This window comes from Salinirubellus litoreus, from assembly GCF_037335815.1.
GTDB classification, from domain to species: Archaea; Halobacteriota; Halobacteria; order Halobacteriales; family Haloarculaceae; genus Salinirubellus; species Salinirubellus litoreus.
Genome location: NZ_CP147841.1, coordinates 2,675,356 through 2,690,084, shown reverse-complemented (window position 1 = coordinate 2,690,084; position 14,729 = coordinate 2,675,356). Strand labels below are relative to the sequence as shown.

Annotated in this window: 14 protein-coding genes and 1 tRNA gene; 11 read left to right on the top strand and 4 right to left on the bottom strand. The window is 71.0% G+C overall.

Translation table 11 applies throughout. The features are described from left to right. Nucleotides 1–34: 34 nt before the first annotated feature. Nucleotides 35–550 carry an MOSC domain-containing protein gene (locus tag WDJ58_RS13450; RefSeq protein ID WP_338913782.1) on the bottom strand — a complete coding sequence of 172 codons (516 nt, stop codon included), beginning with the start codon at nt 548–550 and terminating at the stop codon, nt 35–37. Nucleotides 551–733: 183 nt separating this feature from the next. On the opposite strand from WDJ58_RS13450, the gene WDJ58_RS13445 reads away from it, so the two are divergent. Then, nucleotides 734–807 (top strand) — tRNA-Lys (locus WDJ58_RS13445). A gap of 275 nt (nt 808–1,082) precedes the next feature. Here the strand turns inward: WDJ58_RS13445 and WDJ58_RS13440 are convergent. After that, a complete protein-coding gene (locus tag WDJ58_RS13440; RefSeq protein ID WP_338913781.1) occupies nt 1,083–2,339 on the bottom strand; it encodes an MFS transporter in 1,257 nt (418 codons plus the stop codon). 362 nt (nt 2,340–2,701) lie between these two features. On the opposite strand from WDJ58_RS13440, the gene WDJ58_RS13435 reads away from it, so the two are divergent. Genes WDJ58_RS13435 through WDJ58_RS13425 form a run of 3 tightly spaced genes read left to right on the top strand, consistent with a single transcriptional unit; the run spans nt 2,702 to nt 6,044 of the window. Further along, on the top strand, nt 2,702–3,601 hold the full coding sequence (locus WDJ58_RS13435; protein ID WP_338913780.1) for a DUF4129 domain-containing protein: 900 nt from the start codon (nt 2,702–2,704) through the stop codon (nt 3,599–3,601). Next, entirely contained in the window at nt 3,598–5,553 is a 1,956-nt protein-coding gene (locus WDJ58_RS13430; RefSeq protein ID WP_338913779.1) for a DUF58 domain-containing protein, read from the top strand. The genes WDJ58_RS13435 and WDJ58_RS13430 overlap by 4 nt, the downstream gene beginning before the upstream one ends. Next, nucleotides 5,550–6,044 carry a DUF7519 family protein gene (locus WDJ58_RS13425; protein WP_338913778.1) on the top strand — a complete coding sequence of 165 codons (495 nt, stop codon included), beginning with the start codon at nt 5,550–5,552 and terminating at the stop codon, nt 6,042–6,044. Before WDJ58_RS13430 ends, WDJ58_RS13425 begins: the two co-directional genes overlap by 4 nt. Here the strand turns inward: WDJ58_RS13425 and WDJ58_RS13420 are convergent. Continuing rightward, nucleotides 6,041–6,991 carry an AAA family ATPase gene (locus WDJ58_RS13420; RefSeq protein ID WP_338917854.1) on the bottom strand — a complete coding sequence of 317 codons (951 nt, stop codon included), beginning with the start codon at nt 6,989–6,991 and terminating at the stop codon, nt 6,041–6,043. The two genes, WDJ58_RS13425 and WDJ58_RS13420, sit on opposite strands and share 4 nt — an antisense overlap. Nucleotides 6,992–7,131: 140 nt before the next feature. On the opposite strand from WDJ58_RS13420, the gene WDJ58_RS13415 reads away from it, so the two are divergent. Together WDJ58_RS13415 and WDJ58_RS13410 are read left to right on the top strand one after the other, a co-directional pair. After that, nucleotides 7,132–8,232 carry a pyridoxal phosphate-dependent aminotransferase gene (locus WDJ58_RS13415; protein ID WP_338913777.1) on the top strand — a complete coding sequence of 367 codons (1,101 nt, stop codon included), beginning with the start codon at nt 7,132–7,134 and terminating at the stop codon, nt 8,230–8,232. Between the two features lie 90 nt (nt 8,233–8,322). After that, the gene (locus tag WDJ58_RS13410) at nt 8,323–9,111 is read left to right on the top strand and encodes an SDR family NAD(P)-dependent oxidoreductase (RefSeq protein WP_338913776.1); all 789 of its coding nucleotides are present in this window, start codon (nt 8,323–8,325) and stop codon (nt 9,109–9,111) included. 52 nt (nt 9,112–9,163) lie between these two features. On the opposite strand, the gene guaB is transcribed toward WDJ58_RS13410, so the two are convergent. Further along, nucleotides 9,164–10,645: an IMP dehydrogenase gene (guaB, locus tag WDJ58_RS13405; protein ID WP_338913775.1), complete on the bottom strand. Its 1,482-nt coding sequence runs from the start codon at nt 10,643–10,645 to the stop codon at nt 9,164–9,166. Nucleotides 10,646–10,946: 301 nt separating this feature from the next. Here guaB and WDJ58_RS13400 point away from each other — a divergent pair, with 301 nt between their 5' ends. The 5 genes from WDJ58_RS13400 to WDJ58_RS13380 all read left to right on the top strand — a co-directional run bounded on the left by WDJ58_RS13400 (nt 10,947) and on the right by WDJ58_RS13380 (nt 14,653). Beyond that, complete coding sequence (locus WDJ58_RS13400; RefSeq protein WP_338913774.1) at nt 10,947–11,204, top strand: hypothetical protein; 258 nt, start codon at nt 10,947–10,949, stop codon at nt 11,202–11,204. A 3-nt stretch (nt 11,205–11,207) separates the two neighbouring features. Continuing rightward, a complete protein-coding gene (locus tag WDJ58_RS13395; protein WP_338913773.1) occupies nt 11,208–12,137 on the top strand; it encodes a DUF5794 domain-containing protein in 930 nt (309 codons plus the stop codon). Nucleotides 12,138–12,181: 44 nt separating this feature from the next. Continuing rightward, entirely contained in the window at nt 12,182–12,412 is a 231-nt protein-coding gene (locus WDJ58_RS13390) for a DUF5795 family protein (protein ID WP_338913772.1), read from the top strand. 188 nt (nt 12,413–12,600) lie between these two features. Continuing rightward, nucleotides 12,601–12,819 carry a hypothetical protein gene (locus WDJ58_RS13385; RefSeq protein WP_338913771.1) on the top strand — a complete coding sequence of 73 codons (219 nt, stop codon included), beginning with the start codon at nt 12,601–12,603 and terminating at the stop codon, nt 12,817–12,819. Between the two features lie 145 nt (nt 12,820–12,964). After that, nucleotides 12,965–14,653 carry a thiamine pyrophosphate-binding protein gene (locus WDJ58_RS13380; RefSeq protein ID WP_338913770.1) on the top strand — a complete coding sequence of 563 codons (1,689 nt, stop codon included), beginning with the start codon at nt 12,965–12,967 and terminating at the stop codon, nt 14,651–14,653. The last annotated feature ends 76 nt before the right edge of the window (nt 14,654–14,729 follow it).

Below are 14,729 nucleotides of genomic sequence, written 5' to 3'. Positions count from 1 at the left end.
CGGCCGAAAAGCGTGTCGTTCTCCCGCGTTCCGCTCACCGCTCCGCTCGCTCCCCCATCGCGGACGCGAGCCCGTCCCAGTCGGCCTCGGTCGACCCCAGCACCTCGACGGAGTCGCCGACACCGAACTCCCCGGGGCTCACCACGTCGGCACAGATGCCCCCGCGTCCCTGCGAGAGCGCGCGGGTGACCCCCTCCTCGTCTGCGACCTCCTCGACGTGGGCGCATGGCGGTCGGGGGCGGGTGCCCTCGAAGACCGCCTCGCCGACGCGGAACCGCGCGTCCAGCAGGTCGTGGACCTCGACGCCCTCGAGGACGACGTTCCGGCGGTGCCGACCGTCGGTGAGGTCGATACCGGTCAGCTCGCGTATCTCGGTGAGGGACCCCCAGTCGACGAACGTCACCTCGCAGACGTCGAACGGCGAGTAGTACCCCTCGCCGGTGAGGTAGCGATCGCCCTCCAGGCCGCCCTCCACCGCACGGATCGACTCGACGGACTCCATCGGTTCGGAACCCTCGGGAGTCGTCCAGATCTGCCTGACGCTGTTCATGCTCGACCGTCGACCCCCGACGGGATAACCCTGGCCGACCCGGGGGCGCTCCCCGCCCGCCCGTTCGGGTGTGTCGGGACGGGAGGACTACTGGACGAAGCGGGGGCGTGAGCCCCGGCAAATCGCCACACGCGACCGACGGAACGCAACCTATTTCAATCGCTCACCTGTAGCCTCTCGCGAGGGCTGGTAGCTCAGTTAGGCAGAGCGTCTGGCTCTTAACCAGACGGTCAGGGGTTCAAATCCCTTCCAGCCCGTTTTCCTGCGAGCGAAGTGAGCAGTGAAAACGCTACGAAGGGATTTGAACCCTGCCACGAGCGACCAGAGAGCGGAGCGGCTCCGTTCGGATCCCTGCCAGCCCGTAGCGGATCGGGCTGTTTCGAACCCGTCCGTTATCGGGTTCGGAGCCGCTACTACGGCGTTCTCGGCAGTTCCCGCGCCCACTCTCGATCCGGCACCCCTGATCCAGCGGCGGGGGCTCCGGACGGGACTGGGGTGTAGCGTCCGGCGGGCCCCGTTCGTCCCGAGGCGGTCAGTCGTCGCCCAGGATCGGGACGGCCGCTCCGGTGTGGTGACTCTCGGCCACGCCCGCTGCCGCCACTCCCGCGGCGAGGAGCGCGAGCAGGCTCCCCCCGGCGAACGTCAGGGGGTAGCCCGCGAACGTCGCGAGCAGGCCGAACAGCGTCGGGCCGACGACGCCGCCGACCCCGCGGGCGGTCTCCCGCAGCCCCATGAGTTCGGACCGCCGCTCCGGGGCGGCGACGTCACCGATGAACGCGACCGAGCCCGTGAACAGCGCCGACCACGACGCCGCGAGGAGCAGGAAGGAGAGCGCGGCCACCGACGCGCGGGCGACCATCGATCCGGGGAGGACGGCACCGGCCATCACGAGCCCGTGGAGGCCGCTCCCGGCCAGGCCGCCGACGATGAGGGGCTTCCGACCGACCCTGTCGGCGGCCAGCCCGAGCAGGTACATGAACGCCATCTGTGCGGCCGGGTTGACCGCGAGCAGGACGCCCATCAGGAACTCCGAGGCACCCAGCCGCGAGACCAGGTAGACCGGCAGGAGGCTCCCGATGCCGAGCACCGTGGTGTTCCGAAGCAGTACGCCCAGGTACAGCCACCGGAGGCCGTGCGTCGAGAGGCTCCGCTCGCCGGCCGTCGGGATCAGCCGTCCCCTGACTTCGGCGGAGAGTTCGCGGAACGTCGGGGTGGTCGCCGGCGTCGACGTCGGGTCGTCGACGAGGAGGGCGGCGACCGCGACGGTGGCGGACACCACGACCACCACGAGGAACAGTTCGGGCGGCGCGAGCAGGCCGAGGAGGACCCCGGCGAACAGCTGCCCGGCGGTCAGCCCCAGGGCCCGCGCCGTGTTGAAAAAGCCCAGTTCCTGCCCCCTGGACGTGGACCCCCCGCGCTCGCTCACGATCGCGAGGATCACGGGCAGGAACCCGACCGCGAAGACGGCGAACGCACCCCGGAACGCGAGCATCCCCCAGACGCTCCGCACCACGACCAGCGGGAGCGCCGTGACGGTCGCCAGCACCGCCGTCCCGAACAGGACCGCCCGACGCCGCCCGGTGATGTCGGCGACGGCCCCCCACACCGGCGAGAACACCATCGACCCGAACCAGAAGACGGTGTAGACGAGCCCGACCGCGAGCGGCGACCCCCGCCGACCGACGTAGATGGCCATCGCCGTGGCCATGAGGATGACCGCCGCCTTGTTCGTCGCGGCGGCGGTGGCCAGCGCCCCCTTCTGTACGCGCTCGTCCTCTCGGTGATCCACTGGGCGAGCCCCGGTCCCGTCGAATAAACGTCCTCCGCTTCGGAGCGGAGCGGGCCGGGTCCCGATGGGAAGTGATCCGACACGGAGGCGCTCGGGGGAGGAGGGCGCGGCTCCGTCGCGGGACGAGTGGAGTGTGGCGAAGACATCGGGTCGTGCTCCCGATCCGCCGTCGTCCGGACGGACGGTCGCCCGGCTGCCGAGGTAGCAAGCTTCTTGCCGTTGACCAGACATTCAACGGACGAGGCCGTCGTATTGAGAGGGACCCCAGGAACCGTCACGGAACCATCACACGGCGAGGGAGACGTGGAGCCGTCCGTCGCGGTCGAGGACGCGTCGGTCTCCCCTCCTCGACCGTCCCGGCGATGAGGGAGTCGACCCGGGCCGGGGTACTCGCCTCGCTCGCCGTGCTCGCGGTCGCGCTCGCCGCGGCCACGCTCGATTCGACGGTCGTCCCCGAGGGTCCCCAGGGGAGTGGTCCGGACGGGGTCGGCGGCGAGGGGAGCGGTGGACTGTTGCCCGTCCCACGCTCCGGCCCGTCGCCCGCCGAGACCGTCCAGGTCCCGTTCCTCTCCGAGCTCCTCATGGTTCTGACGGTCGTCGTCGCGCTCGCGGTCATCGTGTACGCGTTCGTCCACTGGCGGCGGACCGTCGCGGTCCTCGTGACCGTCACCGTACTGATCCTGCTGGCGTTCCTCCTCTTCCAGTTCCTCTCCCCCCCATCCATGCCGGGGCGGCCATCGTCGCTGGAGCCCGGGAACGGCAGCATCTTCGGAGGTGGTGGCGGCGGCGAACCGGCCGAGACGATCCGGCCGTCCCCCCCGTCGACGGTACTGCTGTTCGTCCTCGGTCTCGCGCTCCTGGGTGCCGTCGTCGCGCTCGTCAGGACGAGGACGACGGCCGAGGAGGAGGAAGCGACGGACGAGGGGTCGATCGACGGAGGCGCGGAGGCCGCGGCCCTCGGCCGGGCGGCGGGGCGAGCGGCCGACCGTCTGGAAGCGGAGACCGAGGGCGTCAACGAGGTGTACCGGACGTGGCGCGAGATGACCGAGCTGCTGGACGTCGAGGATCCCCGAACGAGCACCCCCGGGGAGTTCGCCGACGCGGCCGTCGAAGCCGGACTCGGCCGCGAGGACGTCGCGGAACTCACTCGCCTCTTCGAGGACGTCCGGTACGGCGAGACGCAGCCGTCCGATGAACACGAACGGCAGGCGATCGCCGTCTTCCGCCGGATCGAGGACCGCTACGCGGGGGAGGACTCGTGAACTACCGCCGTCTCGCGGCGCTCCTCGGCGTCGTCACGCTGGGTGCCGGTCTCGCCGCGATCGCCGTCCCGGGGCTCGTAGCGTTCGACCCGGGCCGAATACTCGTCTGGGGCATCGGCGGCCTGGCCCTCGTCGAGGCGCTACGCGTCGTCCAGGGCCGGCGGCACGCCGAGCTGGACGAGGCGGAGACCCCGGATCCCGAACTCCCGACCGCGACACCGCCACCCGGTGAGGACCTCGACACCGAGCTGGAACGGTTCCTCGACACCGGGGGGATCTACTTCGGCCGGAGTCGGCTCCGGGAGGGGCTCCGATCGGCCGCGGTCGCGGTCCTCACCCGCTACGACGTCTACTCCGAGGCCGACGCGGAGGCGGCGATCGAGTCGGGGACGTGGACCGACGACCTCGTCGCCGCCGCCTTCCTCGGGGGCGAGAGCGCACCGACCCTCCCAGTCCGGAGCCGGGTCAGAAGCTGGTTCCGACGGGAGTCCCCGACCGAGCGGGGAGTTGGACACGCCGTCGAAGCGATCGCCGCAGTGGCCGGCGTAACACCCCACACTGACGAGGAGTCGACGGACGACGCTCCTCGCCACGGGACGCCCCGTGCGGACGCCGGCCACGAGGTCACTCGGACGACGGTCCCCGGGCCGGACGGCGACGCGCTCGGAGGCGTCCTCTCGCGGGCGTCGCATCCGACGGGACGCTGGCGGGGGGTGAGCGTCGTCGCGCTCGTGGGAGTCGGCGTCGGCCTCCTCGTCGGCGAGCCCGCCGTACTGCTCGCGGGGGTGCTCGGCGTCGGCTTCGCGGCCTACGCCCGCTCGTCGGCCCTCCAGCCCGGAAGCGTCTCCGTCGACCGATCGCTCGGGACCGATCGACCGGAGCCCGGCGAGGAGGTCGAGGTGACGGTGACCGTCACGAACGAGACGGACCGGCCCCTGACCGACCTCCGGCTCGTCGACGGGGTCCCCGAGGCGCTCGCGGTCGCGGACGGCTCGCCGCGGCTCGGGACGGCGCTCCGGGCGGACGAGACCGCGACGTTCTCGTACGCGGTCACGGCCCGCCGCGGGGTCCACACCTTCGGCCCGACGCTCCTCGTGGCGCGCGACCTCCCCGGGACGACCGAGCAGGAACGACTGCTCCCGGCCGAGGCCACGCTGACCTGCGTCCCTCCGCTCCGCCCGCTGACCGAACCGGTCCCCCTGCGGGATCGGGCCACCCGGTACGTGGGTCGGGTCGAGACGCCGAGCGGCGGCGAGGGCGTCGAGTTCTACGCCACCCGCGACTACCGGCGCGGGGACGCGCTGAGCCGGATCGACTGGAACCGACGCGCCCGCACGGGGAAGCTCACGACCGTCGAGTTCCGCGAGGAGCGCTCAGCCACGGTCCTCCTCGCCGTCGACGCGAGGGCGAGGGCGTACGTCTCCCCGGAGCCGTACGCGCCGCACGCGGTCGACCGCTCGGTCGAGGCGGCCGGACGTCTCTTCGCCACGCTCGTCGACTCGGGCGACCGGGTGGGGATCACCGCCCTGAGCCCCGAGGAATGCTGGCTCCCGCCGGGCTCCGGCGTGGACCACCAGGTCGAGGCACGCGAGCTGCTGGCGACCCATCCCGCACTCTCGCCCGTCCCCGGCGACGGTCGCGCGGCACCGACCAGGTGGCTCCGGCAGCTCCGCAAGCGGCTCTCCCCGGCCACGCAGGTCGTCTTCCTCACGCCACTCTGTGACGATCACGGTAGCCTGATCGCGCGGCGCTTCGAGGAGTACGGCTACCCGGTCACGGTGCTCAGCCCCGACCCGACCGCCGATTGGGCGGCCAGCCATCGGCTCTCGCGTGTCGCACGGGCACTCCGGATGTCGACCCTCCGGAGCGCCGGGGTGAGCGTGATCGACTGGCCGGCGGACCGGACGGTCGACGAGGCGCTCGCCGGGTACGACGAGCGGTGGTCGCGGTGAGGCCGGTCGACCGCTCGCCGGCGGGGCTCAGTCGCTGGGCGTCGGCGGGAGCGGGACTCGTCGCGCTCGCGGCGGGCGGGCTCTACTCCTGGCCCGCGCTCGCCGCCGGGACGCTCGGATTCCTGTTGCTCGTCGTCGGCCTGGCCCGGGGGGCCGCTGGAGCCGTCAGCGCCGGCGCGTTCTGCCTGTTCGGCGGCGCGATCCTCGCGGGCTCGCAGGGCGCGCCCGTCCTCCCGGTCCTGGCCGGCGTGGCGTTCGCCGTCCTGGCGTGGGACGCCGGCGGCAACGCGATCAGCGTCGGCCGCCAGCTCGGCCGTGACGCCGACACCGTACGCGCGGAGGCGGTCCACCTGGTCGCGAGCGCCGTCGTCGGGACGGTCGTGGCCGGGGTCGGCTTCGGCCTCTACCGGACCGCGACCGGCGGACAGCCCGTCGTGGCCCTCGTCCTCCTCGCGCTCGCGGCCGTCCTGCTGGTCGAGGCGCTCTCCTAGTCGAGCGTCGGGACCTCGATCCGTCCGAGGACCCCGTCGACGACGGCGGACTTCTCGACGCCGTTGACCCGGGCGTCGGCCGTCAGCACGAGCCGGTGTGCGAGGACCGGCCGGGCGACCGTCTTCACGTGGTCGGGTGTGACGTACTCCCGGCCCTCGATGACCGCCCGTGCCCGGGCGGTCTCGAAGAGCCGCTGGGTGCCGCGGGGCGAGACGCCGACGGCGACCCGTGGGTCCTCGCGCGTCGCCCGACAGATCTCGAGCACGTAGTGGATCAGGTCGTCGTCCACTCGCACGGTCTCGGGGACCCGCTGGAGCTCCCGCACCTCCTCGGTCGAGAGCACCGGCTCGACGGTCGGGCTCCGCGAGTCGCGGTCCGCGCGGCGGTAGAGGAGCTCGGCCTCCCCCTCGTAGCTGGGGTAGCCCATGCTGGCCTTCACGGCGAAGCGGTCGACCTGCGCCTCCGGCAACGAGAAGGTCCCCTCCTGCTCGACGGGGTTCTGCGTCGCGATGACGAAGAACGGCGAGGGGAGTTCGCGCGTCTCGCCGTCGGTCGTCACCTGCCGTTCCTCCATCGCCTCGAGGAGTGCGCTCTGGGTCTTCGGCGGCGCACGGTTGATCTCGTCGGCGAGGACGACGTTGGCGAAGATCGGCCCCTCGCTGAACTCGAACGTGCGGTCGCGCTCGTCGAAGACGTGCGTCCCCGTGACGTCCGAGGGGAGGAGGTCGGGCGTGAACTGCACGCGAGAGAAGGAGAGCCCGAGCGCGGTGGCGATGCTCCGCGCGGTGAGGGTCTTGCCCGTCCCCGGGACGTCCTCCAGGAGGACGTGCCCCCGGGCGAGCACCCCGAGGAGGACGGTCTCGAGGAACGACCGGTCGGCGACGACCGCCCGTTCGACCTCGGTGAGGACGGTGTCACACCGCTCGCTGGCTTCCGTGACGTCCAGGATCATGGGTCACCTGTCGATTCGCTCATCGGCGACGGCTTCGTGGACGAGGGGTTTGAGTTCTCGGATGGCCGGCGGCCCGGCCCGCGCTCGGGCCGGGAGGCGAAAGAGCGACGTTCCACCCCTCTGAGAGACGGGTCATGGAGTACGACGCGCCGGCGTTCTTCGACCTGATGGCCTACGCGCGAGACGCGGAGCACGACGTCATCGACATGGTGAGCGGGGACCCCGACTGGGGCTCCCCGGAGGGTATCGCCGAGGGACTCCACGAGTACGCCGACCTCGGCGGTGCGGACTTCCAGTACCCCCCGACCGAGGGGCTGACCGAACTCCGGGAGGCGGTCGCCGACCGCCACGGGGTCGACGTGGGCCGGATCGTGATCACCGTCGGCGGCGGCGAGGCCAACTACCTCGCGATGGCCCTCGGGCTCGAAGGCTGGCCCGGGAGCGAGGCACTGCTGGTCGACCCGGTGTATCCCTACTACCCGGGCAAGGTGAAGATGCTCGGCGGCACGGTCCGGTACGTCCCCGCCGAGCGCGACGGGACGCTCGACCCCGAGGTCGTCCGCGAGCACGTGACCGAGGAGACGGCGCTGATGGTCGTGAACACGCCGAACAACCCGACGGGGGCGGTCTACGAGGAGGAGACCATGCGGGGGCTCGTCGACCTCGCCGAGGAGCGCGACTTCCTCCTCGTGAGCGACGAGGTGTACGACCAGTTCGACTTCTCCGGGCGGTTCGCGAGCGCGCTGGAGTCCGACTCGGAGGACGTGATCGTCACCAAATCGTTCTCGAAGACGTTCGCCATCACGGGCTTTCGCGTCGGATACGGGGTGTTCCCCTCCACCGAAGTCGCCGACGACGCCCGCGACCGACACATGCTCACGACCACGGCGGGGCCCCGACCGTCACAGTACGCCGTGCTCCACGCGTTACGGACCACGGAGCAGGAGTATCACGACCGGAGCCGTCGGACGCTCGAGGCACGCGTCGAGACGTTCACGGACGCGCTCGACGCCGCCGGCGCGGAGTACACGGCTCCCGACGGGGCGTTCTACGCGATGGCGCGTTTCGAGGGGTTCCCGGGGACGACGGAGAACGTCGAGCGGCTGATCGACGAGGCGGGCGTCGCCGGCATGCCGGGGAGCGCGTTCGGGGAATCCCGGGCCGACTGGCTCCGGTTCGCGCTCGTGACGCCCCGGGTCGAGGAAGCCGCGGACAGACTCGCGGAGTACTTCTAGTCCCGTCCTCCACACGGACGCTCCGAACGCCAGTCGTGGACCCGGAACACCCGTGACCAGGGTAATGTGGCCGCGGGTCGTCCGTCTCGCATGAGTGCTTCCGAGGATGGACGAGTCGTCGTGGTCACCGGCGCGAACGGAGGGCTCGGCTACCACCTGCTGCTCGCGCTCCTCCGGAGCGGCTACCGCGTCGCGGGGCTGGACGTCGAGGGGGACCAGCTCCGGCCGCTCCAGGAGCGTCACCCCGACCGGATTCGCTTCCACGACTGTGACGTGACGGGCGACGAGGAAGTCGAGGCGGCGATCGAAGGAGTCCTCGACCGGTGGGACCGGATCGACGTCCTCGTCAACAACGCCTCGGTGTTCGAGTTCGCCCCGTTCGAGGAGCGGACGGTCGAGGACACCCGCCGGGAGTTCGAGGTGAACTACTTCGGGTACGTCCGGACGCTCCGGGCCGTCCTCCCGCACATGCGTGCCCGGAACGAGGGCATCGTCCACAACGTGAGCTCGGGTGCCGGGCTCGTCGGCCACCCGGGGCTCTCCGGGTACGCCTCCACGAAGGGGGCGATAGAGGCACTCGTCCGCTCCCTTCGGCTCGAACTCCGGCACGAGGACGTCTGGTGTACGCTGATGCACCCGCCGCTGATGAACACCCGGTCCGCGGCGGAGATCGGCTACCCGTCGTACCTGATGCGCGACCCGGCGGACGTGGGGCGAAAGCTCGCCGAGCGGATCGAATCGACCGGGACGGTGATCACGGCCGACTGGCAGACGAGAGTAGGTCTCTACCTCTCACGGCGGTTCCCCGCGCTCGTCAGGAAGGGCACCGAGCGGTTCGTCGAGTCCGACGGGGGGGCCACCCGGCGGGACGAGGAGTAGGAGTTACACCCGGATCCGCGCCGGGGGTCCGGATAGGCCGGGGACCGGGCGTCTACTCGTTCGGCTTGTAGTTCGGTGCCTCGTCGGTGATGACGACGTCGTGGGGGTGACCCTCGGTCTGGCCGGCCGAGGAGACGCGAACGAACTCCGAACGCTGTTTGAACTCCGGTATCGTGGCCGCGCCGACGTAGCCCATCCCGGACTGCATCCCGCCGACGAGCTGGTGGAGTTCGGATTCGAGGGGGCCCTTGTAGGGTGTGGCGGCCTCCACACCCTCGGGGACGAACTCCTCGTCCTCCTGTTCCTCCTTGAGGTAACGGTCGCCGCCGCCGGACTGCATCGCGCCCACCGAGCCCATCCCGCGGTACTGCTTGTAGCGCTTGCCGTTCATCGTGATCACCCTCCCCGGGGCCTCCTTGGTGCCCGCGAAGTACGACCCGAGCATGACCGCGTCGGCACCGGCGGCGACCGCCTTGATCGCGTCGCCGGAGTAGCGGATACCGCCGTCGGCGATCACGGGCACGCCCTCCGGGCCGGCGACGTCGGCGACCTCCGAGACGGCGGTGATCTGGGGCATCCCCGCGCCGGTGACGACTCGTGTCGTACAGATCGACCCGGGGCCGATACCCACCTTCACGCCGTCGGCGAAGTCGACGACCGCCTCGGCGGCCTCGCGCGTGCCGACATTCCCGACGACGACGTCCGCGTCGACCTCCTCCTTGATCGTTCGAGCGGAGTCAACGACGTTCCGGTTGTGCGCGTGGGCGCAGTCGATGAACAGGACGTCCGCGTCGGCCTCGTCGGCCGCCTGCGCGCGGTCGGCCTCGAACGGCCCGACGGCGACACCGACCCGCAGTGCCCCCTCCTCGTCGCGGGCGGCGGCGTCGTACTCCCGGCGGGCGAGGATGCCCTGCATCGTGACGAGGCCGACGAGCCGCTCGTCCTCGTCGACGATGGGGACGCGCTCGATCTTGTGCTCGTACATGAGTTCGAGCGCCTCGCGGGCGGTGACGCCCTCCGGAGCGGTGATGACCTCGCTCGTCATCGCGTCCCGTACCTCGTCGCGGTCCGAGACCTCCAGGTACGGGCGGATGTCGGTCCCCGAGATGATGCCGAGGACGGTCCCGTCCTCGTCGACGACGGGCGCGCCGGAGACGCCCTCGCGACCCATCATCTCGTCGACCTCGCGGACGGTCTGGCCGGGCGAGGCGGTGACGACGTCGCGGATGACGAGTTCGTCCGCGCGCTTGACGCGCTCTACCTGCTCGGCCGTCTCCTCGACGGTCATGTTCCGGTGGAGCACCCCGATACCGCCGAGGCGGGCCATCTCGATGGCCAGTTCCGCCTCGGTCACGGTGTCCATCGCCGCCGAGAGGACGGGGACGTTCAGCTCGACGTTCGTCGAGACGCGCGTCGCCGTGTCGGCGTCGTCCGGTTCGACGCGGCTCTCCTTGGGTCGCAGGAGCACGTCGTCGAACGTCAGCGCCTCCGGAACCTCCAGCTTCGATGAAAAGGGACGGGGGTCCTTCGCCATGTAAACCGTCCGGCAGGCTGTGGGAAAAACGTTGCGAGCCTCCGGGGGCGTGTGAACCGCTGGCGTGACGCCGCCGGAGGTAGCGAGATGGAATCGGACCGCGCGACCGTACCGTACCGTGCCGTACCGTACCGTACCCGTCAACTGCACCCAATAGCGTGTACACCTGTACATCGCCCCGCGCAGAGGGGCGTCAGCCCGGCCTTCAGGTCGCCGTGTGGGGGTTCCGTACGCTCGAAGGTCGACGCGTGGAAACGAGACTCACACAACGCTTATGATTAAATCAACTCTTGGTTCGGGTATGGACTCCGACAGTCCCATCGCGCCGCGTATCGCCGGGGAGCCGAGCGACCCTGCCGGCGAGACGTTTACATTCGCGACCTGGGACGGGGATACATTCGGCTCGGAGTTCGCGGGCTCTCGACACCTCGCCGGCGACGGCTATCGCCGGTCCGTCTTCGTCCGCGCCTACCGGTCGGCCCGCGCGGCCGACTGCGGGGACGGCAGGTGTCGCGCCGCATCCCACCCGTCGGCCACGGGGTACGGCCAACGAGCCTGACGGATGAGCGTCTCGCGCCACCCGGTCGCGCTCCGTCTCGAGTCACACGTCGGTGACGGGACGAAGCTCCTCGCGACCGTCATGGCCCTCCCGCTGATCGACGGCATCTTCCCCGCACTCTTGCTCGCAGGAGCCGTCGACTCGGCGCTCGGTATCCTCGAGGTGGGACTCCTGATATTTGGCGGCAGCGCGACCCTCGCGGTCGTCCTCGCCGAGATGGAGGGGACCCGCCGCGAGCAGGTTCAGGGTGTCCTGCTGGTGGGGATCCCGTTGCTCGGCCTCGCGGCGCTCGAAGCGGCCGTCGCGCCGACCATCGAGTCGATGCTCCGCATGGAGATCTTCACGCGGTTCGCCGCGCTGGTCATCCTGGCCGTCGCCGCGAAGACCGCCAGCGCCACCATCGGCGAGTACCTCCCGAGTCCGGGCACCGTGATCCTGCTCGGTCTCGTCGCCAGCCTCGACCTCTCGAACGTCACCGTCACGTTCGTCGCCGACCCGATGCTGGTCGCGCGTGGGGTCGCCGCCGCGGGCGTCGGCGTCGGGTTCGCTCTCTCGGTGGCCGTCTTCGGCCCCTGGCTCCGCGGCGCGGTCGACATCGACCGGTTCCGATTCGGGAGCGCCGTCGCGCTCGGGGTGCTCCCGTTCTCGATCCTCGGGCCCATCGACGCGCCCATCGCACTGGCGGTACTCGCCATCACCTCGCTGCTCGCGTTCGACCCGGACGGCCGGGGCGACCCGATCGACCCCGAGGAGACGGCCGGGCCGGTCGCCGACGGCGGCGATCGGGACGACCCGGACGCGGACCCCGACGTCGAGGGCGAGGAACGGGAACCCGAACCCCGGCCCGTCGGGGCGGCGACCGACGAGCCCGACGACGAGGACTCGGGCGGGAGCCCGGGCATCTCCGACGGTGACCGAGCGCCGTGGCTGTAGGGACGCAAGGACAGCCATAACACCGTCCCCGTCCCAGCGGCGGTATGGCCGACAACCGCGTCGTCGAGGGCCGGATGGTCACGCCCAAGAAACTCGCCGAACTCATCGAAGGGGAGCCGGTGATGGACACCGAGGGTATCGAGGACACGGACCGCGAGTGTCCGGAGTGTGGCGGGGACGTCATCAGCGTGGGGTACATGCCCTCGGTGACGGAGTTCGTCACGGGGTACAAGTGCCAGGAGTGTAGCTGGAAGGAGACCGACAGGGGCGAGTGAGCGGGCGGCCGTCCCCGGACTGATTCGCTCGGGCGTCCTGCTCCTCGTATGAGTGTCGTCGGCGATTTCCGCATCCCGACCGGATCGTTCGTGGAGCACGCCCTCACGGCGGCCCCGGGGATGCGTATCGAGGCCGATCGGATGGCGTCGCACAGCCCCGAGGAGGTCTGCCGTTCCGGTGGGCTCCCGTGCCTCCCCACGGGCGCGAGGCGTCCACGGACGTCGGATACCGGATACACGTACAGAACAGCGAGAACGAAGCGGTCCGTCCGGACTCGTTCGGTCGGTGCATCGAGTGCGGGAGTATCTACGCGGTCTACGGGTCGAACGCGGGGGCGCTCCACCCCGCCGGAACCGACGGGAGGTGCAAGTGCGGGAACGACACCTTTCGGGAGATATCCGGGTAACTGGAGCCAACCATCCCTGCGACGGCCCGTACCGATCGTGACCCTCCCGTTTCGGGGCCTGCTCGACGAGGAGCATCACCGATCGTCGTCCAACGGTCGCGCGTGCCGACGAAAGCGATAAACGGAGGGCTACCGACTCCGGTGCATGCCACAGACTGGCGCGGACCTGTTCACCGGGGCCCTGGAGCGTTACGGCGTATCGCACCTGTTCGGGAACCCGGGGACCACGGAGCTCCCGATCATGAACACGCTCGGGGGAAGTGACCTCGAGTACGTGCTGGCCGTCCACGAGGACGTCGCGGTGGGGATGGCCGCGGGGTACGCCAAGAGACGAGCACAGCACGCCCACGACGCTCCCGACGTGAACCCTGCGGGGGTCGTCAACCTCCACATCGGCCCCGGGGTCGCACACGGGCTCGGGAACGTCTTCGACTCCAGCCTGGTGGGAACGGGCGCGCCGCTGGTCGTCACCGCGGGCCAGCACCCGACCGACCACGCGTACCACGAGCCCAACCTCGGGGCCGACCTCGTGGCGATGGCCGACCAGTTCACGAAGTGGAGCGCGGAGGTGACGAACGTGAACGCGCTGCCGACGATGCTCCGCCGGGCGTTCCGCGTCGCGCTGACACCACCGACGGGACCGGTGTTCCTCTCGCTCCCGTTCGACGTGATGACCGCCGAGACGGACGCCGAACCCGAGCGGCTCGGGTCGATACCGAACGCCGGCGAGGGCGACTCGGCGGCGATCGATCGGGCCGCGGCGGAGATCGCGTCGGCCGACGAGCCCGTGCTCGTCGTGGGCGACCTCGTCGCCCGCACGGGCCCGGACGCGGTGGCGGCCGCGGGTCGACTCGCCGACGCCGGCGGGATGCGGGCCCACGGGGAGTTCAAGGCGAGCGAGGTCGCCTTCCCCGCCGGTCACGACGCCTGGTTCGGCCGGCTGCCCCGCGATCAGGAACTGGCGGCCGAACTACTCAATTCTGATACAGTGGTCTTCGTCGGCGTGGTCTCGAACACCACGACGAACCCGCCGGAGCTCGAACACGTCCCATCGAGCGCCACGACCGTCCACGTCTCGAACCACGCCTGGGAGCTCGGGAAGAACCACGTCGCCGATATCGCGCTCCTCGGCGACCCCGGATCGGTGATGGATCGGCTCGCCGACCGCCTGGAAGAGCGCATCTCGACTGAGGAGCGCGAGCCGCGAACCGAGGCCGTCGAGCGGACGAGGGAGCGACTGGAACGCGAGGCCGACACGGGGGAGGGCGGGAACACGTCGGACCCGCGGGCGTCCGACGAGCAGCTCGCGACGGCGATGCACGCCGCCGCTCCCGACGCGCTCGTCGTCGCGGAGGCACCGACGAGCGCCGGCGCGCTACGCGAGACCTGGGAGTTCGAACCCGGTCAGTACACGGCGAATCGAGGGGGTGGGCTCGGGTACGGCCTCCCGGCAGCCATCGGGACGGCCATCGCCGAGCGCGAGAGCCCCGATCCGCACGACGTCCTCGCGCTCGTCGGCGACGGGTCGTACCTCTACTACCCGCAGTCGCTCTACACCGCCGCGCGGTACGACGTCGACCTCACGGTGGTCGTCCCGGACAACCGGAACTACCGCATCCTGAAGGACAACACCCTCCGGCTGTTCGGGGGCGAGGAGGACGACTACGACTTCGTCGGGATGGACTTCGACCCGCCGGTCGACATTCCCGCCAACGCCGAGAGCCACGGGGCGTCCGGCCGACTGATCGAGGACCCCGAGGGAATCGAGGTGGCCGTCACCGAAGCCGTCGCCGAGGCCGGACCGACGGTCCTCGACGTGCTCACGCACGACTGAGCGACGACGGACGGGCCGGTCACCGGTCGGCGAAGACTCGGGTTCCCGGTCTTCGGGCTCCGGGCTCCGGGCTCAC